A 26,868-nucleotide genomic window follows, 5' to 3' on the forward strand; every position below is an offset into this window, starting at 1 on the left:
TATTTTTTATTTAATCGATATTTTATTAATAGTCAGCTCATGTCGGGGTACACTAAAAATAGCCAACCCCTTGATGGTAAGGGATTAGCTATTAAGACGTTATAGCGGCTTCAAAATACCGGAGGACGCCCTAAGCGCTCCTCCAGCATCGTGCGAAGTTCAGCAGGAATCCGTTCAAACTCGACTCCTCTCCCCAAAAACAAAAGCCAATCGACGTAATATGCCAGCGTCTCGACATCGGTTACGTCCAGATGAACATTAAAAACTCCGCTCGACTGAAACATCCCGGTAAAGGACAAAATAATCCCCGGCGGGTGCATGCGTTTAAAGCGCTGAATCCCCGTCTTATCAAGCCTCACAACAAGATTGGACTCACGTGCGCCAAGTCGTTTTTTGCTCAAAATCTCTTGTTCGGACCACTTCATCTCTTGCTCGGAAATAGCCGAATCCCTTAGCAGTTCAACGGGCAAATAGCGGAACTCATCGGTATCAAAATCATAAACCTCGGCCAGCCACCGGGCGTTCGAGTTGAAAATATGCAGTAAAAAAACGTCCATTAACTGCGGCCAGCCAGGACTCATCTCATAAGTCAAGCGCAGGTGCTTATTACGCACAGCAAGCGAAATAAGCTGGTTCAGCTCCGCAGGCGCCGCATCATCAAGCTCCAAAAGATTCGGATTGGCAGGATTCGTATTTTCAAAAAGTAAAATATTATTCAACTCGATCAGCTCGTCTTGTTGGGTTTGAGACGCGATGCCGATGAGTTTCTCCGTGATGGAGCGGCGATTATGCAGATAAGGCAACTGCGAATTCCTTGAGGCGATAAAGCTGATAAAAATCGCCTTCAGCTCTTCCGGGGTGAAGCGGACGGCGGGCAGATACTGATTCTGCAGGACATGGTAGCCGCCACCGCGCCCAAGCTCTGTCGTCAGCGGAAACCCCAATGCCTGAATCTCGTTAATGTCGCGGATCGCCGTCGCGCGGGAAATCTTGAACTCCCGCTGGATCTCGGCAATCGTAAAATGCGCCCGGTTATTGATATAGCGCATGATCAGGTTTACTCGCTCTGTTTTTTTCATTTTAAAAAGAGTATCATTTTTTGATACATTCTGCAAATAGAATCAAGCTTGTAATAATCAACCCACAAGGGAGAGAATAATATGTCTAATTATTCAATCAAAACCATCTCGGAAGACTACAAAATGACGGCTTTCGGTGTCTTATTTGAAGACTTTAACGACTGGGCAGGCAATGCAGCGAAAACGGCAGCGAAAAAAGCGGAAATCACTGAAAACGGCAAGCTTGCTGAACTTCTCGCGCTCGCTGATGGGCAAGAATATCAAATCAATTACGTGCTCGATGGCAAGGCTTGGCGCGGCTTCGGCGTGATGGGCGAGTTCGAAGTGGAAGGGGCAGTCGTCCTTCACTTCCTCGCTGGAGACTACCTCGTCATACCGGGCACAGGAACTGACAAGGACCGCCTTGCTGACGAAATTACAGGCAAAGTGTTCGGCGGCATGATGAACGAAATCACTGACTACAAGTACGTGGGGCCCGGCAACTCGACATTCGTCAAGGCAGCAGGAAACGGTGAATTCTACGGCGAAATGTGGCTTCGTGCGCAAAAAGTTGAAGGCTGATCTTGGATAAAGGAGCACTCACATGGCGAATTACACACTGGAACAAAAAAAGTCATTCACATTGACCGCGTATGGTTTTTCAATCCAGTCGAATTTTCAAGACGTTCCGGCCTTGCAACAGGAAAAAGCCGAGTTTTGGGGGAGACTCAAAGCCGACGGGCGGTTTGATAAGCTCAAAGACGCCGCAAAAGACGATCGCGAATGGTCGGTCAACGAGGTTTATCAAGGCAAACCGTGGAATTATTTTGCGGTAGAAGCCGGAAGAGCGGTGGCTGACGCAACGCGCATTATCGAGTTCCCGGAGAGCGAGTACATCGTAGTTGCAGGAAAAGGCGACAAGGATACTCTATTCGATCAGTTGACTTACCGCGCTTTTGGCGAAGTTCTGGCCCAAGTCACCGACTATGCTTACATCGGCGGGCCCAATGCGACTTTTCGCCAAGATAACGGCGACGGCACTTTCTACGGCGAGTTCTGGGTACCTGTTGTCAAAAGGTAATCGTTAGGCTTGAACCTCCTTGGCACGAAAACCATCCGCATGAGGATGGTTTTTTTTACGTGGAGAAAGAGGTTCGGTGAGCGGGCTTCGTCGGCAGGCAATCAGGAACAGAGGAAGCGATTTCATTTTTGCTCCTACCTATCATTTTTGATACAAAATCAAAAATGATATCGACAATCAATAGTCATGATTTACGGTGAAGTTGGCGATGGCCTACAATGCAGACACATCCTTGCCACTGTAAGATCAGCTATATTCGGGTGAGTATGGTTGAGTATATGCCTACCAATGTGAGGTGAGAGAAGGAAAGTTGGAAGCGTTTCACTTCAAAGTGGAAGCGCTTTATAACGGGGTGAAGCCGAGAACGGGCTTCATGCGGCGGCAGGACTGGACACTCAATGCATTGCTACAAGGAGCGAAGTAAATGAAGAGAAGACTTAAGAAGATCACGTCGATGTTGCTCGCAGTTTCCATGGTAGTCATGCTCATTCCCTCGATGGTTTTGGGGGCGGAAGCAGGCGACGCAACCGGCACCAATACTGACACCGTTCTCTTCCAAGACGACTTCAGCAGCTATACGCCCGGCTCATCGTTTACGATTGGTACCGGCAACAAGTGGACGTCCAAGGGTACGGCTGCTGTCGGCACGGTCGTTCAAGACTCCGTGACCGGTGCCACCTATGGGTCCTTCAACAACGATTCGGTCAATACCAGCTATCTCGGTTTCTCAGGTTCGGCGCAGTCTGGAGGCATGGTGCTGGAGTTCGACATCAATATTCCTTCGAGCAAAGGCGTAACCTTATGGACGACAAGCAGCAGCGATATAAGCAATGTCGGCAAAGGCAACAACCCAATGAGATACGTCCTGAATGGTGGGAAGTTCTATAATTACGGCGACTCTGCGAATCAGATCGCTTACGACGTGACGCATTGGTACCGCTTCAACGTGGTATTCAACATTCCGAACCATACGTATACGATCTCGATCAAGGATCTTACCGCCGACAATCAGCTTGTCACCAATAAGCAGGAGACATTCTACAACGCGGTGGATACGATCAGCAGCTTCATGATTGCTTATGACAAGAATGCACAAGGAGCGACGGTTAATCTGACGAATGTCAGATGGACGGCACTCGATTTGGGCTTGAGCACCTTCCAGTTGGCTGCGAATGGCTCTTCTCTAGTGCTAAACCCTTCGTTCGATCCGAAGGTGACACAATATAGTGTTGATGTTCCTTATTCGACGAGCAGCATTGCGGTTACCGCTGCCGCAGGCAACACGGACAACGTAACCGTGTCTGTCGGGGATAACGATGACGCGAACGGGGCGAGCGTCGATGTTCCTATCTCGTGGGGTTCGGGGGATACGGTTAGCGTTCCGGTTACGGTAAGCTATACTGCGTTCGCGGACATGGTCAAGACGTATACGGTTAACGTCAATCGCTTGGAGAAGTCGCCTAATTTGCAATATGTTGTAACAGAGGCTCATGATGGACAGGTGAAGATTGGGTGGGAAGAACCGCAGGACCCGAGCTACACCGAAGCACGTATTTATCAAGTTGGGGAAGACAACAGTGAGACGCTGGTCAGTGTGGTGCCTCAAGGCAAATACATTGCGACAGTGAATGGCCTGACCAATGACACCGAATATACGTTTGTGGTCAAGGCTGCTTTCTCGGACGATTCGGAATCCAACGGCGTAACGGTTACGGCAACACCGATTAAATTGGACCCTCGTCTGATGGAGAACTTGAACCGCGGGCTTGTCGCGATGAAGCAGTCGGACGGCGTATATGTCGGTTGGCGTCTGCTCGGAACAGATCCCGACAATATCGCCTTCAACGTTTACCGTGACGGAGTGAAAGTGAACGCTTCGCCGATAACCGATAGCACGAACCTGCTGGATTCGGAAGGAACCAGCAGCTCGAATTATTTCGTCCGTACGGTGTTGAATGGGGTTGAATCCGTTCAATCGGAGACGGTCGGCACATGGGATTCGAACTATTTGAGCATTCCGCTCAACAAGCCGGAGGACGGCGTAACGCCAGATAACGTAGCGTATACGTATCGAGCGAACGATGCGACGGTTGCGGATCTGGACGGCGACGGCGATTATGAGGTCATCCTGAAGTGGGACCCGAGCAACTCGAAGGATAACTCGCAATCCGGCTATACGGGCAATACGTATGTAGACGCCTATGAGATGGACGGCACCTTCCTGTGGCGGATCGACCTTGGTCACAATATTCGCTCCGGTGCGCATTATCTGGACGTCATGGCTTATGATCTGGACGGGGACGGCAAGGCCGAAGTGACCTTCCGCACAGCGGATGGCACGATCGATGGACAAGGCAATGCCATTGGCGATGCTGACGCCGATTACCGGAATTCGAGCGGTTATGTCCTTGACGGGCCGGAATACCATACGGTCTTTGAAGGGACAACCGGCAGAGCGTTGGATACGGAAAATTATGAGCCGGCACGCGGCAATGTCGGTGATTGGGGAGATACGTACGGGAACCGTGTAGACCGCTTCTTGGCGACAATCGCTTATTTGGATGGCGTACATCCGAGCGTCGTGATGCAGCGCGGCTACTACACGCGTATGGTGATGGTCGCTTACGATTTTATTGACGGACAATTGGTGAAGCGATGGACGTTCGATTCGAATGATTACCCGGCTTACGCTGGCCAAGGCAATCATAACTTGTCTGTCGCGGACGTGGACGGGGATGGCAAAGACGAGATTATTACAGGTGCCGCCGCTATCGACGATGATGGCACTCCTCTCTGGAATTCCGGACTTGGTCACGGGGACGCCCTGCATGTCGGCGATCTAGACCCGACTCGTCTAGGACTTGAAGAGTGGGCTGTACAAGAGGTTACAAGCGCGCCATACTCCGCCGACCTGAAGGATGCTCGGACAGGTCGCGTGCTGTGGGGCCAAGCGCAAGTTGGCAAGGATATAGGTCGCGGTCTTAGCGCCGATATCGATCCGACGCATATCGGCGAGGAGATGTGGGCGATCGACGATGCTTGGAATAGCACGACCGGTGGATTGTACACGGCGCGGGGGGAGAAAATCTCGACTTCTATTCCATCTTCGAACTTTGCGATCTGGTGGGATGGTGATCTAAGCCGCGAGCTGCTTGATCATAATTATGATGAGGCACTGGGACTGGGTGTTCCGACGATCGATAAGTGGGATTATGTGAACAATCGGTTGGTAAATCTGGTTACCTTTGATGGTATGCGGTCGAATAACGGTACAAAGGGGAATCCATCCCTGCAAGCCGACTTGTTCGGCGACTGGCGCGAGGAGGTGATGGTTCCGACTGACGACAGCACGGAGCTTCGGATCTTCTCGACAACGGATCTGACATCGTATCGTTTCGTGACTCTTATGCACGACCCTGTGTACCGCCTCGGAGTGGCATGGCAGAATACGGGCTATAACCAACCGCCGCATACGAGCTTCTATCTCGGCAATGACATGGAGCAGCCGGATAAGCCTAATATTGTCCCCAATGCGCTTGAAGCGCAAAGTCTGACTGTATATTCAGCGGTCAATGAAGTCGAAGTTGGCGGACAAGTGAGCTTCTTCCCTGTCATGTCATCTGCTTCGAGTCTTAGCAGTGTGACTTGGACGGTAACGAACGAAAGCGATGAACCGACAGAGCTGGCTTCAATTGACCAGAACGGCAGTTTGACAGCCATTGGTGCCGGTACTGTGAAGGTTACAGTAGTCTCTGGCGATCTGACAGGCAGCCAGCTCATCACGATTAATCCTTTAAGCGCTAAACTCTCGGCAACGACGGCAACATACTACACGAATGCCGGAGCCGACATCACCGTGACCGTGACATTAAACGGCAACACGCTTACGGGAATCAAGAACGGCGATACGACCCTGGCCGACACCGATTACAGCGTCGCTGATGCAACTTCGGACGGCAAGCAAGTGGTTACGATCAAGAAGAGCTACTTGGCAACGCTGTCGAATGGCGACGTCCTCACCTTCGAGTTCAGCGCGGGTGAGCCTGCGGAACTGGCGATTACGGTGACGACGCAGCAGACGAATAATCCGACGCCTGATCCGGTAACTTCGACCGATCCTGACTCCGCAACGGATACGGATACGGATTCCGGGACAGATTCCGGAGCCGTGACGCAGACGCCAACTCCGGAGAAGCCGGTGCTGAACAGTGCCATTGCGAACGCAGAGAAGATCAAATCGAATGTGCAGCAAGCGCTGCAGACGAATGCGGCGGTCCACTTCCCCGACGTAGCGGCGACGCATTGGGCGGCCAAAGCAATCGAATACGCTTCGCAGCTTGGCATTGTCGAAGGCGCTCCTAACGGTGAGTTTAAAGGCTCGGCTAACGTAACGCGAGCTGAATTCGCTGCGATGATCGTCCGTGCGCAGGGGATTGATACGACAGGAGAGGACGGCTCCTTCTCCGATACGACCGGTCACTGGGCGGATGCCGTTATCCGGGCCTTGCATCGTGCGGGTATCGTGAACGGTACAGGCAATGGCGCGTTTAATCCCGACCAAGAGATCACTCGCGCCGAGATGGCTGCAATTCTGGCACGTGTGCTGAGCATGAGCGCGGCCAACGGAGCATCGAAGTTCTCCGATATCAACGGTCATTGGGCGGCGGAAAATATCGAGCAGCTTAACCGGGCGGGTATCGTGGACGGTGTAGGCGACGGTAAGTTCGCACCGAACAGTACCGCTACCCGCGATCAATCGGTTGCGATCATCATGCGGATGCTGAACATCGTGCTTGATCTCGATCTGTAAGATTGTTATGCAACAAGCGGCCTCTCGGCGAATGCCGGGAGGCTGTTTAATCAAGGTTGTCCTTCCTAATCTCCTACCCCATACCTGCTTAGCGCTTTGGAAGCCGATTCGCTCATGCGGTCCTTAAGGCGATCCCCTTCAACGATTCTGACACGCAGGCCGAGGAAACGAAGTTTGGACAACAGGAACTCGCTCTCATCGGCCAGATAGGTGACATGTACCCGATAGATGTTCGAACCTTCGTCATACGACACGGACTTCTCGAAGCAGGAGAAGGCATACAGAATGCGCGAGAGCTCGGCGTTATAGGCAGGGATGATCTCGATGACAGCATGTTCTTTGCGCGCTTCCAGCAAGCGGCGAAGCAAGTCCTTCACAGCATCCGCCCGTTCCGCAGACAGCACCGTCTCTTCGGCCGCAACGATATTTTGCAGCTTCGTGGACATCAGAGCATGGTGGCGTGTGTTGTACCAGAGCAGGTACCATTCGCGCTTGACCATGTTGTACTCCAGCTTATACGGGAAGCCGGATTGGTTGGATTTGATTCCGCCATGCTTGATCCTGTAGGTCAGGCGGATGCCTTGATCGCGCATAATGATTCGACGGAGCACGCGAAGCAGGGGATGATAGATTTGCCGCTCCCGGCTCTTGGCCTTCTCGATAATAATGTTGCGTATGTCGGCGGCGTCCTCGTTCTGCAGGATTTCTTCCAACTTGCCGAGCGTATCCGGGGCAAAGGCTTCGGTCGATGCGGCGTGGTTCAGCGTCATTCGGAGCCATGTTCGTTCCTGGGCGGTCAGAGCGAAGGAGCCTGTCTCGTCGAGACGGGAGATAATCTGGTAATTAAAAATCTTCTCGAACAGATTCATAGTAGTTCCGAATCTCCTTCCACTCCGCAATGAACTCCCGGCGAAGCCATGCAGGCTCCAATACTTCGCAGCTTGAACCGAAGCTTCTCAGCCAAGGCTTAATCTCGTAAATTCCGTTAACCGTGATCTCGTACAGGAACGTGGAGTCGGATTCTTCGGTTATCGTCCCCCATTGCCCCTGCGCTTCGACCCTCTCCCGCACGAAGTTCGCGCCGGATCGATCGGGGTTGAAGAAGCGTGCGACGACTTGGACAGGACGCAGCGTATCGGTTACCCAACTGTGCTGCAGTTGCGCTTGCGCCGCGGCGAGTCGCCTGGCGAATTCCTCCTCCGATACCGGCTCGCCTTCCTCGATCTGCGTCAGCCCTTCCATGCGGAACTTCATGAGACCCAGTCGCGGGCTGTGTCCAATCAGATACCAACGACCATATTGGTGATCGTAGACGACCCGAAGAGGGAGCGTCGATTGGGCGACTCCTTCGGTCTCCCGCTCGAACAGCGGATTCGTATTCTGAGAAGCGTAGTTCTTCCCTTTCTTCGGGGACAGGTACAGGAAGTGCAGTCTCCTGCAGTGCCGAATCGCTCGGAAAATCGTATACAAATGAGCTTCGTCGAGAATGCGAGAGTGATAGTGATACTTGTAGCGGTGGGTCTCCATGGTGTCCGGATGATAGCCGCGCTTGATCAGCGCTTTCTTCAAGGTGGACCGAAGCAGGTAGCCTTGAACGGACGGCACCTGCGTATTGGCGATGACATCGACGTAATCGAACAGGTCCAGCAGCTCGTCGTCGGACAGCCGATCAATCAAGTCGTTAGCGGCTATGTATCGGTAAGGACGTCCGCCGCTCAGGCGAACAATGACGCCAACCTCCTCCAGATACTTCAGATCGCCTCGTACCGTTTTCTCATCAGGCAACGGCAAGTCGACAGGCATCTGTTCGCTGCAGATGTCCTGCAAGTCCCTGGCCGTTCGTTCCTGAGACTGAAGCGCAGTCAGCAGCAGCGTCAGCCGAATGGTCTCCGTCTCCTTCAGCGACTTCGCACGGAACAGGAAGAGAAGCAGCGGATCGGCGGATTCGTAGTAATTGTAGCGGAGCCCTTCCGACAACTCGTTCCCGTGTTCCTGCGGCCCCCCTTGTTGAAGCGTGCTTAACATCTCCTTGAGATACCGGAGCGTCTTATCATATGTATGGACGGAGATGCCGAGACGATCGGCGAACTGCTGCCTGCTGTATGCGCCGCCGGCCAGCGCCAGCATCCGAAGGAACCGAATCTCTTTGTCGAAGCTTTCCCGTGCCACTCGCGTCTCCTCCACCCTGTGCCGAATACCGGTATGCTGTCTATTGTATCAAGTGCGGAAGCTGGGGGAAATGGAAAAATTTTAACCCGTCGCCATACTTTCGCCCTGTTCGCCGGATGTTTTGTCAACGATAATCAGGTTACGAGAACGAACACATTCCATTCGAGAAAGGAGTGCAGAAGCATGCATGAGATGAATCGACTTCATTGGGAACAGGAAATATCTTGCAACGATTACCCGATCAAGAGTGAGCAGCAGGAGAGCAACGATTCGCATGACTTCTACATTCAATCTCATACGGGCATTCTTTACAGACGCAGATTCATGAGGACTCGCCGGTTGTTATCTACAGCCTGACGTCGTTCGCAGTGGACCTACATAGGCGTTCTTGTAAAGACTGCTTGAAGCTGAGCGGTCTTTTTCTATGGCTGAATTTGCCATAGGGAAGGATCTCAGGCGACCAGTTCGAGTCTGGTTGGTCTCCCCATATATTGCTCGGTAGCCAAGCGGCAAGGCAGTGTGCGTGTCCACGCCTCCATAAATCAAACTCCAAGAAGAAAGGAAGAAGCCAACCTTGCGTTACAGGTGACACTCATGAAAAGACGACAATTCCCTGCGATTCACGAAAAAGTATTCCGCAACGTCTCCGAGACGGGCATGACGCTGGATGAGGTGTTCGGCCGTAATCAGCGGTTTATGAAACACGATCCCCGCGGGCCTATCAACTGGTTATCGGAACGGATGCCCAAGTGCATGCCGGTCATACGAAGTTCATCACATCGATCGTCATTCTTCGCCCGGGACGCGGTGCGTGCAACGGCTCGAGAGGGTCGTCAAAGTCCAGGAGGGCGAAGTACCGGCCGAGGACCCTGCGGTGCTCATCGCGGAATTGGAGCAGACGCTGAATGAACAGACCGCATGGATTCGAAGAATCAATAAAACCAATGCATTAACGCCGTTTAACGTCGAACTGAGCATTTCGGATGCCCTGGCAGAAAGGGATCAGTTGATGCAGCATCGCAAGCTGTTAAGCGACCTGCTCGAGCATGCGTCCATTAAGCAGGACCGATTCAGCCGTTCCGAAGTGAAATATCAAAGAACGGTGGACGTGGCGCAGATCCAAGCCCAAGTAGATGACCTGTCCAAGGCCTATCGTGAGTTCGACTTCCGCATTCAGGAGACCAATTGGAAGACGGATTTGATCGAGGAGTAGCTGCGAAGGTAACCCATCTCGGCAAAGGCGAGCACAACCTGCCAACGGGTAGTTGGACCTCCGATTAGACGCGGGGCCATGTCTAAGCTATTAATGACGAGCCCAGTAATGTAACAAGAATGCGCCTAAGCATGGAAGTAAAGTGTATCGCGTAATGTGACGACCGCGTGCTGATTTGCTGGAATGGGTGAGGGTGGGGAAGGGGAATTTGCAGCAACCGCCTCATGTGAGAAAGCAAGAACAAGCTGTTTGTTCTACATAGGGGTGAATCGATGATGCAAACCGTACAAGAAGCCATAGCCAAACAACTGGACCGCCTGGAGAGCGAGGAGCAAATCCGCATTCTGTACGCCTGCGAATCGGGCAGCCGCGCTTGGGGATTCCCGTCGCAGGATAGCGATTACGATGTGCGGTTTATTTATATTCGCAAGCCGGAGTGGTACTTGTCCATCTTCGATAAACGGGATGTCATCGAGCGCCCGATCAGCGATAAGCTCGATATCAGCGGCTGGGATTTGCGCAAAGCGCTGAACCTGTATCGCAAGTCGAACCCGCCGCTGCTCGAGTGGCTGCAGTCGCCGATCCGGTATGCCGAGAATTATCGTGTGACGGAGCAATTGCGTGAGAACTCTCCGCTAACCTTTTCGCCGAAGTCTTGCATGTACCACTACTTGAATATGGCACGGGGCAACTATCGGATGTACTTGCAGGGAGAACGGGTTCGGATCAAAAAGTATTTCTACGTGCTGCGTCCTGTTCTGGCTTGCGAGTGGATTGAGCGGTATGGCGAGATGCCTCCGATGGAGTTCGACGTTCTGGTCGAGCGGCTCATACCAAAGAACGGCGAGTTATGGCAGTACGTCCAACAGCTTCTTGCCCGGAAGAAGTCAGGCGAGGAGCTGGATTACGAGCCCAAGCTGAGTCCGATCAACGATTACTTGGAGGAGCGGCTGCGGGAGTTGGAGCAGAGTGCGGTATCGTTAAACACGGTGGAGAACAAGCTGGATGAGCAGCTTGACGTCTTGTTCCGCTTATCTCTGCAGGATGTATGGGGTTAAACTTTATGAATTAGGTGAGCGCAGATGTTTTCATTATTTAAAAAAGAAGTGTTGTACCCTTGGGCGGAAGGTGCTTCGATTTACGAAACGATCCGATCAAAGATCGATGAACGTGGTCGACTACAGGACGACAAATTGCCTGACGATGAGTCGTATTGGGAAGGCCGGCCCCTTCGCTGGGTAGCCGGGGGGCTTGATGGCGCTCTTGGTCATCATGCGGGCGGCGGTAAGGACGAAGAGAAGGTGACAGAAACGCTTCGTTTGCTCGCTCATCTCAGCAGGAAACCAAATCTTAAAACAAGACGGGCAGCGTATCTGAAGCTCATGCAGGCAGACGTGCTTAGCGTCATTGACCCTTTATTGGAAGCGCTGCGTCATGCTCCCGGACTGAACGCGCAAAATTTATACAATGAAGCGCTTTGGCTAACCGAAAAAGGCGCTCACCGGAATGTGATCAAGTTCGGCATTGCGCTGCTGGGCCAGTTTGAAACAGAACATCATCGTGAGTTGATCCTGACCTTGGGCAGGCATGACGAATTCACGCTTTACTCGGCTGTTGCGATTCAAAACAGCTTGAATGCACCGAATGCTGCGCTATTCGAACTTGTCCAAGCGGTGAATGGATGGGGGAAAATTCAACTGGTGGAGCGGCTGGAGCCTGAGACGCAGGAGATGAAAGACTGGCTGCTGCGTAAAGGGTGCCAGAACAGCGTGATGTATGAATATTTGGCCTATATTTGCGCGTTAAAAGGTGAGTTGCACGTTGCGTTGACGGCGGATGAAGTGGATGAAGCACTGTATAACGGAGCAGGAGACATTCTATCGGCCTTGACTCATGGTGGGCCAGCGGAAGATATGGATGACTATGAGCACGCTCCCGCCGTGATTGGAAACTACTTGCGGCTGTCACGAACGATGTGTAAGGATGTCTCTCAACTGACCGTCATTCTCAATCTCTTGGATTGGTTGAAGCAGGACGCTAAGCCGTGGGAGAAGCGATTGTCTAAAGGCTGGGCGGAGGAAACGCGCGGCCAATACAGGGAGATGGCGGAGAATATCATCACCGCGGAAGGCTGGGCGGAAAAAGTATGGACTGCGTTGCGTTCTGGAGATGATCGGCAGCGGTACTGCTCCATTCGCGCGGCGAAAGCGTTGGGACTCGATATATGGGAAGAACTGTTCGAACAACTCCGGCTATCTCCGATGAACGGATCGCTGATCTTCGAGTTGATGCGAACGGACAATGAACAGCGCGTGCGAAAGCTGGTGTCTTTTGCGGAAGAATCACTGCCATTGACGGATATCGCGTCGGGTCCTGCCGATGAGATGGGGCTTGGTCTCGGCTATGAGGCTCACAGCGCATTGGATTTTCTGGTGCAGGAGTTGGATCGCTATCCGGGCGTCGGAAGAAAGTTGATTGCGACGGCATTGCACAGTCCGGTCGTGCGCAACCGTAACATGGCGCTAAAGGCACTGGAAGCTTGGCCGCTTGCCGACTGGGAGGAGTCCCTCGCTGCTGCGGTCAATCGGCTGGCCGAGATTGAGCCGGTATCCGATGTAAAAGAAACAATTGCGGAAATGATGAAGGACAAGAAATTCTGAATCGTTATCCGTCAGCAGAACGGGAGTGTTAAGGAAAATGACTTACCAAACGATAGACGGCGTGCGTGTCTGGGGCAATCCCGATCCGGGTGCGCTGGCTCAGGCCAAGACGTGTGCGGAGCATGGGAATGTGGTGCAGACGCTTCTGATGGCCGATCACCACAAGGGATACAGCCAACCGATTGGCGGCGTAGTAGCGTACGAGGGGCAGATCTCGCCATCGGGCGTCGGCTACGACATTGCGTGCGGCAACAAGGCGGTGCGGACGAACTTGATAGCGGCGGATATCAAGCCGAGGTTGTCTGCGATTATGGATCAAATTGCCCGCAAAGTTTCGTTCGGCGTGGGACGCGTAAACAGCGAGAAGGTGGATCATGATCTGTTCGACGACCCGGATTGGAGCGTCTATGCTTCGGTCGGTCGTCAGGAGCATGACAAGCTGAAGGCGCTGGCTCGCGATCAACTCGGGACGGTCGGCAGCGGCAACCACTTCGTGGATCTGTTCGAAGAGGTGGGAACCGGGAGACTCTGGGTGGGGAACCACTTCGGCAGTAGGGGCTTCGGTCACAAGACAGCCAGCGGGTTCATTAACCTGGCGGCAGGGCGCGAATTCCTGGCGAAAGCACCGGGCGAGAAGATGGATCAGCCGCCTGTGCTGCTCGATCTGGACAGTGAGCTGGGCGACATGTACTTCCGTGCGATGAAGCTGGCCGGCCGTTATGCCTACGCCGGGCGGGACTATGTCATTGCACAGGTATTGTCGATGGTCGGCGCGGCAGCGGACTTTGCAATGCATAACCATCACAACTATGCGTGGCTGGAGTCGCACGGCGGGAAGGATACGATCGTCGTTCGCAAAGGCGCGACGCCTTCGGCTCCGGGACAGGTCGGCTTCATCGGCGGCAGCATGGGGGATATCTCAGTTATCGTGCAGGGCAAGAATACGAATGAAAATCGCGATTCGTTCTACAGTACCGTGCACGGGGCCGGTCGAATCATGAGCCGAACGCAAGCCGCTGGCAAGATGAACTGGAAAACCCGTGCCCGTGCCGGTGGACAGATCTCTTCGGAGCAAATGATGCAAGCCGTCCACAGCTACGGTGTCGAATTACGAGGAGCCGGCACGGATGAAAGTCCGTTCGTCTACCGGAAGCTCCAGGAGGTGCTGGATGCACATGCGGAGACGATTGACGTGCTGCATGTGCTGAAGCCGATCGGCGTGTGCATGGCCGGGGCGGATGAGTTCGATCCGTATAAGGACTAACCTCCGGAACACCTTCTTTTCGCCTTGAGGAAGGTGTTTTTGTTGTAGCGCCGAATATTTAATTTTGTAAAATACTTGTAGCGGTGGGGGTTTTCATGATATCGATAACGGAAGCGTATGTAGACAGCGTGGCTTTGAATGCCGCTGCAAGCAAGAATGGCCGTGATCTCGTGAAGAAGAACAGCTTCCCCCTATTGTGTCGGACGGAAGACGATACGCTTCTGTTCGGCGAGTGCAAAGGCAGCGGCAGCGAGCCTTACCGATGTTCCGCGGATTTTCTCAAGCCCGAAGGTCCGATTTTCCGCTGCTCTTGCCCGAGTCGGCAATTCCCGTGCAAACATATTCTTGGAATGTTATACGCCTATGCGGGTGGAAAACCGTTTGCAGTGGCCGAGGTTCCGCAAGATATTCAGGACAAACGGGACAAAGCCTCGCTTCGCGAGGAGAAGAAAAAGGAAGCGGGGGCGACTGAGGGAAGCGAAGAGAAGCCCCGCAGACGACAGACGAATAAGTCCGCCCTGATCAAAAAGATAGTCGCACAGCTTGAAGGAATCGGGCTGGCGGACAAGCTTCTTACAGGTATCGTGCAGTCCGGTCTTGGCGGCGTAGACAAGAAGGCCGTGCAGATGATGGCCGATCAAGTGAAACAATTGGGTAACTTCTACATTCCCGGCATCCAGGCTTCTTGCCGGGCGCTGCTGCTTGAGCTGCAAACCGACGGCGATCGGGAATCGATGTATACTGCAGCGATCCCTCACTTGACGGTGCTTCATTCTCTGCTGAAGAAGGCCAAGGAATACTTGGAACGTCGAATGGCCGACCCCGACGTGACGCCAATGGATACCGCCTCCGTGCTGGAGGAAGCAATCGGTCATGCCTGGCAGTTGGCGGAGCTTAAAGAATTAGGACTGGTCGATAACGACGCAGCACTGCTTCAGCTTTCTTTCCGCTCTTATTTCGACTCCTCCAGAGAAGAGTTCGTCGATGAAGGACATTGGATTAGGTTGGGCACGGAGCGCATCCATATGACCAGAACGTATAGGCCTTATCGCGCTGCCAAGTACATTCGAGAAGAGGACTCCCAGTTCCAATTGGTGCAGATCAAAGAACTATTCGTGTATCCCGGTGAGCTGAACGCCAGGGTTCGCTGGGAGGATGCTTCCTATTGCGACCCGAATTCGGAAGATATGAAGATGGTGCAAAGCCAAGCCCGTTGTTCCTTCTCCGAAGTCGTTAAGCAGGTTAAAAATCATATCAAGAACCCGCTCTCTGACAAGCATCCCGTCTTGCTGCTCGCTTATCGCGAAATCGTGAGCGTAAATGGGCAGTATGCGCTTGTGGACGAGCAAGGCAAACAAATTCCGTTGGCGGATATTTCCTATTTGAACCATGCGACAACCTCTCTGTTGCCGCTTCTTAAGCAGGACGATTTGCGGAATGGAGCGATGCTTGTCATGTTCGAGCATGATTTTCAGCGGAATGCGTTATCCGCTCAGCCGCTTAGCGTGGTTACCGGTCAAGGCGTTATTCGTCTGTTGTACTAATTCATGCGCAAGGAGGCAATCGGATGAGCATCGAGTTGCTGAAGCAATTGGATCATGAGATACGCCGACTATTTGTCGCCGGCAGCAAGCTGGCTTCGGGCGACGTGCGGCTCGCCAAGCTGCTGCCGGCGCTTGGTCAAATCGGACAATCCAGCCCGGTGTTTGCCAGAATCGCGCAAGCGGTCGAGCAGACGATTGATCCGAACACGGAGCGGTCATCGGCTAAATTGCTTGAACTGGCTGTGCTGATTCGCTCGATCCTATATACGCAAGGTCAAACGGAACTCGCTGGAGTGCAGACTCCGATCACAGGGACCGACCATTTTCCAATCACCTCCCTTCCCTTCCGTGAGCTGAATCCGGTGCTGCTTGCCTTGACCGTCAAAGGACAGGGAAGATTGGAAGTGATCCACCAAGCGCACAAGGACGGTATTTTCCGCGATTACCGCCTGCTTATCCCCGCCGTAACCGCGCTTGATGAGAGCTATTCCGAAATCGCCGACTACTTGGAGGCCTCCATTATTCCGCAGTACGGCGCGGACGCACTCCCGGTGCTGCAGCAGCAGTTCCGCCCAGACGGAGGCAGAGGCCATGCAAGGAGATTGCAGCTTATTCATCGTATCCTCGGCCGGTCGGGCATACAGTTATATGAGCATGCCGCTGCCACGGGTTCGTTGGAGGTTCGGACAGCCGCTATTGGTCTGCTCGGGCATTATCCGGAACAGGAGCCTTTCTTGCTTGAGCAGGCGGACGAGCGCCGCAAAGAAGTTCGTCGGGCCGCCCTGCTGGCGTTGTCTAACGGATACACGTCGAAAGCATCGGACCGTATATATGGAGCGCTTATCTCGAAGGATAGGGAGCTTGCCGTGGAAGCGATTCGCCAATCATCCGATGATAGTCTCAGAAGGCGGACAATCGATTTTGCGGCAGCTATGTTTGATCAATGGAGAACCGGCGCCAAGCAGGAAGAAGCGCTCGATCAGCTCCGCACGGCTTTGGAGGCGTTGCGCGGCCACCGGACGACAGGGCTTCTCGAGCTGCTTCGTTCCTTGCTGTCCGATCCGACATTCTTCACACAAGATACTTCGCAGCTTCAAGAGACTGCTGCGCAGTTGCTGTTAAGCCTGGATACAAGTGAGGCGCAGGCGTTCGCGGTGTCTCTGAAGGACACGAATAAAAACAAGCTTGTAGACTACAGCTTGCGAGCTGCCGTCCGAAGCTTGTCTCCAACCGAAGTGTACGATCAATTTCACGGCTATTTTGCCAAAGGAGCGGGGACGGCGGCAGCCAAACTGTTGTCGGGAGTGTTCCATAGTTTGCTGCCGAGCGTTTATGCACGGATGACGGATGAAGCGGGTCGTGCCGAACCTGTCGTCATCGACCCCAGATGGGGCGACATCTTTATCAAAGCAGATATCGCTGAACTCGTATGCAGAACGGCCCATAAGCCGAATGGGGCTATTATTCGTTATTTGAAGAGCAAGTGTCAGGAGAGCAAGACAGGGCTCGGCAACGATGTGGCCGTCAACGCCTGCTTGGCCTTGTTCCATATCGGTTGCGAGGAGGCGCCTGAGGTGCTGATGAACGATCTTGTTCCGAAGACGCGTCGTACAATCTACTACCTGAATCAGGCCCAATTGCTGCTGCTAGGACTGTTGCCCGCATCGTATGCCAACCGGCTGGCAAGCTTTGCCGAGGAAGCGATCCCTTACGAAAGTGTGCGGAAACAAGTGGCCGAAGTGGCGGATTGGGTACGAACGAGACCGCAGGATGAACAGAGAGGGTGGGTGCAATGGATAACAAGCAGAATGTTCTAAGGCTTCCGTCCGAACGGCTGTATGCCGAGGAGTTGGAGGCTTTGATAGCATCCGACAAGGAATCAAAGCCGGCAGGCTGGCAGCTTTCTCCGCGCGCCGTCCTGGCCTTCATTACGGGGGGTCAGGCCGGGAGCACACGCATTACGCCCAAGTATATCGGTAATCGTCGGCTGGTCGAGATGGCGATTGCGACGCTCTTGACGGATCGGGCGCTGCTGCTTATCGGAGAACCGGGGACGGCCAAGTCGTGGCTGTCCGAGAATTTGACGGCGGCCATCCACGGAGATTCCTCCAAGGTCATTCAAGGCACGGCCGGCACGAGCGAGGAGCATGTTCGCTATTCCTGGAACTACGCCATGCTGCTCGCGCAAGGCCCGTCGGATCAGGCGCTCATCAAGAGTCCGATTTACCGTGCTATGGAGGAGGGCGGCATCGCGAGATTCGAAGAAATTTCCCGCTGTGCATCGGAGGTGCAGGATGCACTGATCTCTATTCTGTCGGAGAAGACGATTGCCATTCCCGAACTGGGGAGAGAAGTTTCCGCAACCAGAGGATTCTCTATTATTGCAACCGCGAATACCCGTGACAGAGGGGTTAACGAGATGTCGGCGGCGCTCAAGAGACGCTTTAACATTATCGTGCTGCCTTCTCCCGCCGATGTGGAGACGGAGGTCGACATCGTCAAACGGCGTGTGGCCGAAATCTCGACAAGCTACGAATTAAGAGCTTCGTTGCCCGAGGAAGAGGCGGTTCGCCAAGTGGTGACGATATTCCGCGAGCTTCGGAATGGGGCCACGCTGGACAATAAGGAGAAGCTCAAATCCCCATCCGGCGTCATCTCGACGGCAGAAGCGATCTCGCTTCTAACCGGCAGCATGGCGCTGGCTGCAAGCTTCGGCAACGGACGCATGACCGAGGACGATCTGGCCGCAGGGCTTCAAGGTGCCGTTGTGAAGGATGAAGAGAAGGATCGGGCGGTATGGAAGGAATATTTGGACAACGTCATGAAGAAGCGGGGATCCGAATGGCGAAGCCTGTACAACGCTTGTCGGGACATGAACGGTTGAATGATGCGGCGGATGGCGTTCACCTGTTCGGCATTCGACATTTGTCGCCGTCCGGCGCTCGCCATCTGCTGTCTTTCTTGAACGACATACGGCCGACGGCCGTGCTGGTGGAAGGACCGAGCGATGCGAGCCACCTGATCTCCCAGATCGCTTCCCGAGGTGTTGTGCCGCCCATCGCTCTGCTCGCATACACCGAAGAGATTCCTGTTCGCTCTCTGTTGTATCCGCTCGCGGCGTATTCCCCCGAGTATCAAGCGTTCCTGTGGGCGAGCCGCGAAGGCGCGGCTTGCGAATTCATCGATTTGCCGTCGGGCCACGCGTTGGCATTGCATGGGCTTAAAGAGAAGGAAGCTGCCGAGCGGGACGAGGAGGAGCGTGCCCGGTATATCCGATACCACAACGGAATCTATGAGCATATTGCCGAGCTTGCGGATGAGCCGGATTATGATGCTTACTGGGAACGGTACTTCGAGCATAACGGCAATATCGGCGCCTATCGCAGTGCCATTCAAGCGTTCTCGGAACGAATGCGCCAACTGACGGCAGAGGAAGAGCTTGCTTATTGGCCACAAGAAACGGCCTATACGGACATTCGCGAAGCTTATATGCGCAGAAGGATTCAGGAGACGATCGCGGCCGGTCATCTCCCTGCCCGAATTGTGGTTGTGACGGGAGCGCATCACGTTTCGGCGCTCGGAAGCGACAAGCCGGCGATGACGGATGAGGAACGGGAACGGCTACCGCTTGCTCCGACAAGACTGACTTTGATGCCTTACACGTACTATAAGCTTTCCTCCCGCTCGGGTTATGGAGCGGGCAACCGGACGCCGGCGTATTTCCAACTGTTCTGGGAGTGTCTCCACGAAGACCGGTTATCCGAATTACCCAAGCGGTACATGTCCAGCCTGGCGGCCGTTCTGCGCGACAAAGGCACCTATCGCTCGACCGCTTCCGTCATCGAAGGCGTCCGAATGGCGGAAGCGCTGGCTTCCATGAAAGGCGGCAGCCAGCCGACCTGGCAAGATCTCCGCGATGCCTCGGTTGTTTGCTTGGGCGGGGGAGAAGTGTCCGTTGTCTCCGAAGCGCACGCTCGAATCGATATCGGTACGGCGATCGGCCTGTTGCCGGAAGGTGTAAGCCAGACGCCGGTACAGGACGACTTGAACCGCGAGCTGCGCCGATTGAAGTTAGACAAGTACAAGACGCCTGTCGCCCAGAATCTCGAACTGGATCTCAGGGAGAACCGTCGTGTCCAATCCGAAGATGCGGCCTATCTGGATTTGAACCGGTCGGTGCTGCTGCATCGGCTTGAATTGCTCGGCATTTCTTTTGCCCGCAAGCTGCCGTTAAGGCAGGACGCCGCCACATGGGCGGAGCATTGGACACTGCAGTGGACGCCGGAGACGGAGATCGGTGCGGTCGAATCGACCCTTAAAGGCGAGACGATTGAGATCGCTGCCGCTTACGTCATTCATGAACGGCTGCAGACGTGCACGAACATCGTCGAAGCCGCCAGAATCATTCGCATGGCGAGCCTATGCCGATTGCTGGGCGCGATGGACGAAGCGCAGCGAATGCTGCAGACGCTCACGGTCGATTCCGACCACTTCGAGGGAATAGCCGAAGCGGCATTTGAGCTGTCCGCGCTTATCCGCTACGGCTCGATCCGCAGGCATGACACCTCGTCTCTCGTGCCGCTGCTGCAGCGGTTGTTCCTTCGCGGGGCGCTTTCCTTGGGCGATGCGGCGAACTGCAACAATGACGCGGCCGCTTCCGTGTTATCCGCCGTGCAGATGCTTCATAGCGTTGCTCAGGAGCACTACCAAGACGTTGACGAATCCCTATGGATGCGCGAATTGCGCCGATTGGCTTCAAGAGACGATCGCAACCCTAAACTATCGGGCTTCGGCTTTGCGATTTTGCTTGAGCGTGATGAGTACTCGCCTAAGGATATCGAGCAGGAAGTATCGCGTCGGCTGTCCCCGGGCGTGTCGGCCGACCTTGGCGCAGGCTGGTTCGAGGGGGTGGCGCTGCTCAACCGTTATGCGTTGTTGTCGCGTGCGTCGCTATGGGGGCAACTGGATACGTATATCGGCTCGCTTGACGACGATCAATTCCGCAGATCGCTGGTTTACTTGCGCCGAGCCTTCTCCTCCTTCGAGCCTAGGGAGAAGGCCGCCATATCCGATATGCTCGGCGACTTGTGGGGGGCGGGAGCGGACGAGACGAGTATTCTGCTCCAGCGCCCTCTTACCGAAGAGGAGAAGGAGAAGTTGGATGAGCTTAACGATTTCGATTTCGGAGAACTTTAGCCTATGACGAGGGATGATCAGATCCAGTTGAGAAGATGGCGGCTCATCCTCGGAGCGGCGGCGGACGAATCGCTGACGGCCATGTCGCAAGACGGAGGCATACTGTTGTCGAATGAGGAAGCGGCGATGGACGCTGCGTTAGCCGCTATCTACGACGAGACTTACGAGTCCCTTCAAGGCGGCGGGGGCGCTCGTTCCGCCGGCCTCGGCAAGTCGTCTCCTCGACTGGCGCAATGGCTGGGAGATGTCAGATCGTTATTCCCCGCAGACATCGTGTCTGTTATTCAGACAGATGCAATCGAACGCAAAGGCTTGAAGCAGCTCTTGCTCGAGCCGGAGATTTTGTCCCAGGTAAAGCCCGATATCCATATGGCAGCCACGCTGATGTCGCTCAAGGGACAAATTCCGGAGAAGGCCAAGGAAGCGGCGAGACGGCTTGTTCGATCGGTCGTCGATGACATCATGAAGCGAATGGAACAGGAGCTTCGTCGTGCCGTGACGGGGGCGCTTAATCGGAGGCAGCATTCGCCGCTTCCGTCGGCGAGCGGCCTGGATTGGAAGACGACGATCCGCCGGAATTTACGGAACTACGACCGCGAGCGCCAGATGCTCGTTCCGGAGAAGGTGTATTTCTTCGACCGGTCGCGTCGGAGCAAGGAATGGACGGTTATTCTCGACATCGACCAGAGCGGCTCGATGGCCGGCTCCGTCATCTATGCCTCACTCGTCGGCTCGATTTTTGCCAGCATGCCCGCTCTCGATACAAGGGTTGTCGTCTTCGATACGGAAGTCGTCGACCTGACGGAAACTTGTGCGCAGGACCCGGTTGATATGCTGTTCGGCATTCAGCTCGGCGGGGGAACGGACATTAACAAGTCCATCTCTTATTGCGAGCAGTTTATTCGGGAACCGAACAAAACATTGTTTATCCTCGTATCCGACTTGTTTGAAGGCGGCAATCAAGCCGAGATGATTCGCCGTCTTGGGGAGATGAAACAAGCGGGGGTCAAAGCGATATGCTTGCTCGCCTTGTCCGATGAAGGAAATCCTTCCTATGACGAGAATGTCGCCAAAAGACTGGCCAAGTTCGATATCCCTTGCTTCGGATGTTCCCCGAACCGACTGCCCGAGCTGGTTGAAGGCGCACTGAAGGGGATGGACTTGCAGGTGTTGGCGGATCGTTTGACAATGTAACTCGGGGAATGTAACTTGGGGGATTGACATTCATTCCCTTCCGCCCTTATGATAGCTTTATCTTGAATTTGGAAAGGAGGTCGCTTGGACATGATCGGAATTGACAATCGTCGCAACGTCGTTCAGCCGCAATTGAATAGTTCGTTCATTGTCCATCGGCCTCTACGGGCCCAAGCAAGGGAAAGACAAGGATAACGCCGCTTCCCGCCTCAGTCGAGGGGGAGATTGCGCGGACGTCCTCTAATTTCACATTGCGAGAAGACCGTAAGCGAGTGGGCTTGCGGTCTTTTTGCGTTCTCATTTATTTTCCAATACAGAGAGGAATTTAACAACCCATATGAATAACAACGTTAACTATTATCGGCGAATCGATCTGCCTGCGGGGGATCTGCACGTGTTCGCCCACGATGATCTGTATCGTGCCATGGGAGCCAAGGTGCTCGAGATGGCGAACAACAATCTGCAAATCCCGAACATCCGGTACATGAGCTACACGCCCGATGCCCATGTCGGAGTCGGCACGTGTATCGGGACGACGGCGGTGTGGGGAATGGAGGCCGGCTTCGTCTCCCCATCCATCGTCGGGAGCGATATCGGGTGCGGCATGCGGGTGCATCTGACGAATCTGCAGGCCGACGATCTGCAGGATGTGAAGCTCCGCCGCAAGCTGGTCAAGGCGATCGAGAAGCGGATTCCGGTGGAAAATCACGCCAGAGGATATTTCTCGGACATTCGGCTGGAGGACGTCCTGCGCAAAGGGCTTCACGGTCTGCCGGGCAAGTACGTGCCGGACATGTACACCCCGCGCAGAGCGACTTCGCTTACGCACGTGGAATGCAGCCGGTTCCGGTTCGACGAGAGCGAACTGGATCGTATCCCCGAACCAGTATGGCACAGGGCCCACCGCCAACTTGGCACGCTCGGCAACGGCAATCATTTTATCGAGATTCAAGCGTTAAGCATTCATGAAGAGAACCGCCGCATCGCGGAGCAATGGGGCTTGAGGGATGGGCAAGTCGTTGTGATGATTCATTCCGGCTCCCGCTCTTGGGGCGGAGCGGTCAACCAGCACTGCGGCTCGCAGGTGGCCAAGACGATGAGCAGGCTTGGGATGGGCACGGCCGATCCGAAGCTCGCCTATGCGCCGCTCGACAGCGAAGCCGGACGGACGTATGCGAACCTGATGTATTCCGCGCTCAACTATGCGGTCGCCAACCGGCACTTGATGGCGTTCGCCGTTCGCGACGCATTGCGGGAGACATTCGGTTCCCAGGCGGAGACGAGCACGCTGTACGACTTGATGCACAATTACGCCTGCGAGGAGAAGCATGGCGAAGATTCGGTGCTCGTTCACCGCAAAGGGACAACGCGGGCTCTGCCGGCCGGACATTCCGGCAATCCGGAGCCTTACCGCGAGACGGGGCATCCCGCACTTATTCCCGGCTCGATGGGGACGGCTTCGTATCTGATGGTTGGGGCGCCCGAAGGCTTGCGGAACTATCATTCCATCTGCCACGGGGCAGGCCGGGTTCGCTCGCGCAATGCGACGAAGCAGCTTGTTACGGTAGACGAGTTCGCTTCCTCGATGCGCATCGGGCAGGAGGACGAGATTGTGCTGAATCACCGGGCGCTGGAATCGCTGATTGACGAGTCGCCTCAAGCATACAAGGACGTAGATCAAATTATCGACAGCGTCGTTCAGGCGCGGCTGGCTTCCGTTGTAGCCAAATGCCGTCCGCTGGCGGCGGTTAAAGGGGTGTGACATGGCTTATGACAATACAATTTATGAAGAAAGAACCGCCGTTTATCGTACGGACGGATCGTGCGGACGGCGGTGCGCTTAACGCGGCAAGCTATTTTAACTATATTTCGATCGTGCAGGCTATCGTTGATTTGCTGCGGGAGCGGTTCGGGGACGGCTTCCGCCTTTATTATCAAGACGATGGCAACGAGGTGTGGAACGGACTCGAAGAGGACCTTCGCAGCGGATTCCCCGGTGTCGAGCATGTGGCCAGCCTGTTCGACCTGGTGGAGACGAGCATATTCGAGTACACTTCCGACGCCGATCCGCGACAGAATGGATATGCGATCCGGCCTGCTGTGCGGAACAATCTGTTTGTCTATCCCAAGCATCTCGTCGCTCTTGCCAGAGTGCCGAGGATGACGCAGCATGGGCTGGGATGCGAGGACCTGATCTTCTGCAAGTCGGATGAGGGACTTGTGCAGTTTCTGGAAGAGATGAGAGCGCGCCAGCTTGCCAATCCGAAGATCGCGGTGTTCACCGATACCCGAGACGGGCTGGAGCAGACCCGCGAACCGGCCGCTTACGCTGTTAGTCGGAGCGAGGTGTTCATGGAGGAAGAACTGAAGACACAAATTTATCGCTCCATCGACGAGTTTTTCTCCAAGGACCGCACGTTTTACCAAACCTACGGAATTCCCTACAAGAGAGGCATTCTGCTGTACGGGAAGCCGGGCAACGGCAAGACGACACTGGTCAAATCCATCTCGTCCACGACAAGTGCCCCGATCGCCTATTGGCAGATTACCGAGCATACGAGCAGCGGATCGATCAAGGAGGTATTCGAGACAGCGGGCCAGATGGCGCCGATGGTACTCGTCATCGAGGACATTGACTCCATGCCGGCCCATTGCCGCTCTTACTTCCTGAACACGTTGGATGGCGCAACGTCGAAGGAGGGGATTTACTTAATTGGGACAACAAACTATCCGGAGAAAATCGATCCCGCACTCATGAACCGAGCCGGCCGCTTCGACCGGGCGTATGAGGTGAAGTCCCCGAATGAGGCGCTGCGCCGTTCGTACTTGATGCATATCGGCATGTTCCGGCTTGCAGACGAGGAGACGATCGACCGGGCCGCCCGTGAAACGGAAGGGTTCACGCTGGCTCAGCTTAGCGAGCTCTACGCTTCCGCCGCGCTGCAGATGCATTACGAGAACGAGACGGATCTCGATCGATTGATTGCCGGAATGAAGTCGGACTATGCCAAGGGACGCAGCCGCGAGTGGATGACGGACGGGCAATCTCGAAAGCTTGGGTTTATGCAAGGGGAATAGCGTCGAAGCGCCATAATTGCTGCTGTGTAGAGGAATCTGCAGCGGGTATGGCGCTTTCGAATGTCGGTGCAAGTTAAGTTGTTGAGGGGAATTCAGAGAGCCCTATGGTTAGAATGACTTAGGAAGACTATAATTTGGCGTGACAGAGGCGTTTGCACCGTTTCGTTTGCAGAGGACGGGCAGTGGCCAATTATTTACCGAGGAGAGTGCAACATGACAGGAAGAAACGATCCATGCCCATGTGGAAGCGGAAAAAAATATAAGCAATGTTGTTTGGCCAAGGGAGCAGAGAATCAGGCGGGGCAGGTACAGGAGAAGCATTTTTTTGATCGGAAGCATAGGTTGACAAACGATTTGTATGGCTTTCTGGCTAAGAAAGATGGCGGGGAATGGGTATTCGACCGCAAGAAGGTTCAAGTATTCGACTCTTCTATCGGAGGTTTGAGAGACGGGGCCGGCAACTTATGGGCTTACTTCTTCCGTAAGTATGATAACGGGATGCGCGGAATCGACTGGTTTCTCGAAGAGAGGGGGAAGCGGTACTCTGCGGAGGAACGGGCCATGCTTGAAGGGTGGGCGGCAATGAGGATTACATGCTTCCAATTGGTCGATCATTATGAGCAAGGCGCGATTATCGAGGACATTTGGTCCGGCGAGAGGTATCGCATGCCTTACTGTGAGACGATGATAAAGCTTCCTCCTTGGGCTGTCTCTATCGGCATGATTGAGCCGTATGCCGGAGAGTGGTGTATTCATGGTGTCTTTGTATGGGGCCATCCGGATGTTAAATCGGAGGTCATGGCTCGGGTACAGCAACTTCAAGAAGAAGCGCTGCAGAGTTCCGGTCGGAAGCTGTCGCCTTCCGATATCATAGCCGACAACTATCCGGACATGATCCATATGTGCCACAGGATTAATAGGAAGAGCGGAGCGAATATCAAGAGTTCAGCACATACGCGCGAGCAAATTTATGTAACGCACAAGTATACTTGCGATAAGCCCGAGCGGTTGATAGATATGCTGTTGGACATAGAGGATAAATATATTTTGCTCCCCGGCACAGATCCTGCAGAAGACAAAATCGTGATTCGCCGGGCAGATAAGCTGGATGATATATTCAGCGCGATACCGGCGGACCTTAGAGAGCCGATAGGGCTGGATGAGATCCAAATATTCCGTGATATGGGCGGCATTGCCATCGACAAACAGGGGGTAACCGTCTCCGGATGGTGGAGCGACGAACTGGCAGCCACGCTGGAGCTGTTGGAGTCGGACATAGCGTTGGCCGTTGGTCTGACTCGGGACGATGAACGAAGAGAATCTCATCAGATCCCCGAACAGCTCGTAATGCAATCGCATAATGTCATTGCGGCAAGGAGCCTCTCCGAGCAAGAGGTTCAGGCATATAGCAGTCTTCCCGAGCTCTTGCAATGGATTCGCGATGAGCAAGAGAAATATCCCGGGGAGAGCATAGAAGTGCTCGTAAGGCGAAGGGAATATGAGCAATACCGAGCCAATCCGAAGATCAAGAATACGAATTTGCTGCGTATTGTGCTAGGGCTGCCTGAGACTCCGTTCGCAACGAATTGGTGATTGGCCCG

At 54.3% G+C, this 26,868-nt stretch carries 18 protein-coding genes; 15 read left to right on the forward strand and 3 right to left on the reverse strand.

Annotation, left to right across the window (positions count from 1 at the left end; translation table 11 throughout):
• Positions 1 to 110: 110 nt before the first annotated feature.
• Positions 111 to 1,079, reverse strand: coding sequence for a helix-turn-helix transcriptional regulator (locus tag E6C55_RS00050; RefSeq protein ID WP_230986438.1), 969 nt, complete (start codon positions 1,077 to 1,079; stop codon positions 111 to 113).
• Positions 1,080 to 1,160: 81 nt separating this feature from the next.
• Between E6C55_RS00050 and E6C55_RS00055 the strand changes: the two genes are divergently transcribed.
• The 3 genes from E6C55_RS00055 (at position 1,161) to E6C55_RS35150 (ending at position 6,949) form a co-directional block, all read left to right on the forward strand.
• Positions 1,161 to 1,640 carry a hypothetical protein gene (locus E6C55_RS00055; protein WP_136367734.1) on the forward strand — a complete coding sequence of 160 codons (480 nt, stop codon included), beginning with the start codon at positions 1,161 to 1,163 and terminating at the stop codon, positions 1,638 to 1,640.
• 22 nt (positions 1,641 to 1,662) lie between these two features.
• A complete protein-coding gene (locus E6C55_RS00060) occupies positions 1,663 to 2,139 on the forward strand; it encodes a GyrI-like domain-containing protein (protein WP_136367735.1) in 477 nt (158 codons plus the stop codon).
• 424 nt (positions 2,140 to 2,563) lie between these two features.
• Positions 2,564 to 6,949 carry a rhamnogalacturonan lyase family protein gene (locus tag E6C55_RS35150; protein ID WP_136367736.1) on the forward strand — a complete coding sequence of 1,462 codons (4,386 nt, stop codon included), beginning with the start codon at positions 2,564 to 2,566 and terminating at the stop codon, positions 6,947 to 6,949.
• Positions 6,950 to 7,014: 65 nt separating this feature from the next.
• On the opposite strand, the gene E6C55_RS00070 is transcribed toward E6C55_RS35150, so the two are convergent.
• Positions 7,015 to 7,818, reverse strand: a complete 804-nt coding sequence (locus E6C55_RS00070; RefSeq protein ID WP_136367737.1) for a WYL domain-containing protein — start codon at positions 7,816 to 7,818, stop codon at positions 7,015 to 7,017.
• Positions 7,793 to 9,118 (reverse strand): helix-turn-helix transcriptional regulator, encoded by a 1,326-nt coding sequence (locus tag E6C55_RS00075; RefSeq protein ID WP_136367738.1) that lies wholly within the window; start codon positions 9,116 to 9,118, stop codon positions 7,793 to 7,795. The genes E6C55_RS00070 and E6C55_RS00075 overlap by 26 nt, the downstream gene beginning before the upstream one ends.
• A gap of 811 nt (positions 9,119 to 9,929) precedes the next feature.
• On the opposite strand from E6C55_RS00075, the gene E6C55_RS33535 reads away from it, so the two are divergent.
• The 12 genes from E6C55_RS33535 (at position 9,930) to E6C55_RS00135 (ending at position 26,860) form a co-directional block, all read left to right on the forward strand.
• Entirely contained in the window at positions 9,930 to 10,331 is a 402-nt protein-coding gene (locus E6C55_RS33535; RefSeq protein ID WP_168735367.1) for a DIP1984 family protein, read from the forward strand.
• A gap of 275 nt (positions 10,332 to 10,606) precedes the next feature.
• Positions 10,607 to 11,389: a nucleotidyltransferase domain-containing protein gene (locus tag E6C55_RS00085; protein ID WP_136368021.1), complete on the forward strand. Its 783-nt coding sequence runs from the start codon at positions 10,607 to 10,609 to the stop codon at positions 11,387 to 11,389.
• Positions 11,390 to 11,413: 24 nt separating this feature from the next.
• Positions 11,414 to 12,991 carry a limonene hydroxylase gene (locus E6C55_RS00090; RefSeq protein ID WP_136367739.1) on the forward strand — a complete coding sequence of 526 codons (1,578 nt, stop codon included), beginning with the start codon at positions 11,414 to 11,416 and terminating at the stop codon, positions 12,989 to 12,991.
• 37 nt (positions 12,992 to 13,028) lie between these two features.
• Positions 13,029 to 14,255, forward strand: coding sequence for an RtcB family protein (locus E6C55_RS00095; RefSeq protein WP_136367740.1), 1,227 nt, complete (start codon positions 13,029 to 13,031; stop codon positions 14,253 to 14,255).
• A gap of 95 nt (positions 14,256 to 14,350) precedes the next feature.
• Positions 14,351 to 15,799, forward strand: a complete 1,449-nt coding sequence (locus tag E6C55_RS00100; protein WP_136367741.1) for an SWIM zinc finger family protein — start codon at positions 14,351 to 14,353, stop codon at positions 15,797 to 15,799.
• A gap of 23 nt (positions 15,800 to 15,822) precedes the next feature.
• Positions 15,823 to 17,616, forward strand: coding sequence for a HEAT repeat domain-containing protein (locus E6C55_RS00105; protein WP_136367742.1), 1,794 nt, complete (start codon positions 15,823 to 15,825; stop codon positions 17,614 to 17,616).
• Positions 17,592 to 18,683, forward strand: a complete 1,092-nt coding sequence (locus E6C55_RS00110) for an AAA family ATPase (protein ID WP_136367743.1) — start codon at positions 17,592 to 17,594, stop codon at positions 18,681 to 18,683. Before E6C55_RS00105 ends, E6C55_RS00110 begins: the two co-directional genes overlap by 25 nt.
• The gene (locus E6C55_RS00115; RefSeq protein WP_136367744.1) at positions 18,641 to 20,995 is read left to right on the forward strand and encodes a DUF5682 family protein; all 2,355 of its coding nucleotides are present in this window, start codon (positions 18,641 to 18,643) and stop codon (positions 20,993 to 20,995) included. The genes E6C55_RS00110 and E6C55_RS00115 overlap by 43 nt, the downstream gene beginning before the upstream one ends.
• A gap of 3 nt (positions 20,996 to 20,998) precedes the next feature.
• Positions 20,999 to 22,189, forward strand: a complete 1,191-nt coding sequence (locus tag E6C55_RS00120; RefSeq protein WP_136367745.1) for a VWA domain-containing protein — start codon at positions 20,999 to 21,001, stop codon at positions 22,187 to 22,189.
• Between the two features lie 337 nt (positions 22,190 to 22,526).
• On the forward strand, positions 22,527 to 23,951 hold the full coding sequence (locus tag E6C55_RS00125) for an RtcB family protein (RefSeq protein ID WP_136367746.1): 1,425 nt from the start codon (positions 22,527 to 22,529) through the stop codon (positions 23,949 to 23,951).
• 8 nt (positions 23,952 to 23,959) lie between these two features.
• Positions 23,960 to 25,267, forward strand: a complete 1,308-nt coding sequence (locus E6C55_RS00130) for an AAA family ATPase (RefSeq protein ID WP_136367747.1) — start codon at positions 23,960 to 23,962, stop codon at positions 25,265 to 25,267.
• Between the two features lie 213 nt (positions 25,268 to 25,480).
• Positions 25,481 to 26,860, forward strand: coding sequence for a YecA family protein (locus E6C55_RS00135; protein ID WP_136367748.1), 1,380 nt, complete (start codon positions 25,481 to 25,483; stop codon positions 26,858 to 26,860).
• Positions 26,861 to 26,868: the final 8 nt, after the last annotated feature.

Origin of the sequence: Cohnella fermenti, assembly GCF_004801405.1 — a bacterium.
Classification (GTDB): Bacteria; Bacillota; Bacilli; order Paenibacillales; family Paenibacillaceae; genus Cohnella; species Cohnella fermenti.

What these genes read in the sequence shown, in the direction of transcription:
- E6C55_RS00050 (WP_230986438.1), bottom strand. Translation starts at nt 1,079, where the DNA reads ATGAAAAAAACAGAGCGAGTAAACCTGATCATGCGCTATATCAATAAC.
- E6C55_RS00055 (WP_136367734.1), top strand. Translation starts at nt 1,161, where the DNA reads ATGTCTAATTATTCAATCAAAACCATCTCGGAAGACTACAAAATGACG.
- E6C55_RS00060 (WP_136367735.1), top strand. Translation starts at nt 1,663, where the DNA reads ATGGCGAATTACACACTGGAACAAAAAAAGTCATTCACATTGACCGCG.
- E6C55_RS35150 (WP_136367736.1), top strand. Translation starts at nt 2,564, where the DNA reads ATGAAGAGAAGACTTAAGAAGATCACGTCGATGTTGCTCGCAGTTTCC.
- E6C55_RS00070 (WP_136367737.1), bottom strand. Translation starts at nt 7,818, where the DNA reads ATGAATCTGTTCGAGAAGATTTTTAATTACCAGATTATCTCCCGTCTC.
- E6C55_RS00085 (WP_136368021.1), top strand. Translation starts at nt 10,607, where the DNA reads ATGCAAACCGTACAAGAAGCCATAGCCAAACAACTGGACCGCCTGGAG.
- E6C55_RS00090 (WP_136367739.1), top strand. Translation starts at nt 11,414, where the DNA reads ATGTTTTCATTATTTAAAAAAGAAGTGTTGTACCCTTGGGCGGAAGGT.
- E6C55_RS00095 (WP_136367740.1), top strand. Translation starts at nt 13,029, where the DNA reads ATGACTTACCAAACGATAGACGGCGTGCGTGTCTGGGGCAATCCCGAT.
- E6C55_RS00100 (WP_136367741.1), top strand. Translation starts at nt 14,351, where the DNA reads ATGATATCGATAACGGAAGCGTATGTAGACAGCGTGGCTTTGAATGCC.
- E6C55_RS00105 (WP_136367742.1), top strand. Translation starts at nt 15,823, where the DNA reads ATGAGCATCGAGTTGCTGAAGCAATTGGATCATGAGATACGCCGACTA.
- E6C55_RS00110 (WP_136367743.1), top strand. Translation starts at nt 17,592, where the DNA reads ATGGATAACAAGCAGAATGTTCTAAGGCTTCCGTCCGAACGGCTGTAT.
- E6C55_RS00115 (WP_136367744.1), top strand. Translation starts at nt 18,641, where the DNA reads ATGGCGAAGCCTGTACAACGCTTGTCGGGACATGAACGGTTGAATGAT.
- E6C55_RS00120 (WP_136367745.1), top strand. Translation starts at nt 20,999, where the DNA reads ATGACGAGGGATGATCAGATCCAGTTGAGAAGATGGCGGCTCATCCTC.
- E6C55_RS00125 (WP_136367746.1), top strand. Translation starts at nt 22,527, where the DNA reads ATGAATAACAACGTTAACTATTATCGGCGAATCGATCTGCCTGCGGGG.
- E6C55_RS00130 (WP_136367747.1), top strand. Translation starts at nt 23,960, where the DNA reads ATGACAATACAATTTATGAAGAAAGAACCGCCGTTTATCGTACGGACG.
- E6C55_RS00135 (WP_136367748.1), top strand. Translation starts at nt 25,481, where the DNA reads ATGACAGGAAGAAACGATCCATGCCCATGTGGAAGCGGAAAAAAATAT.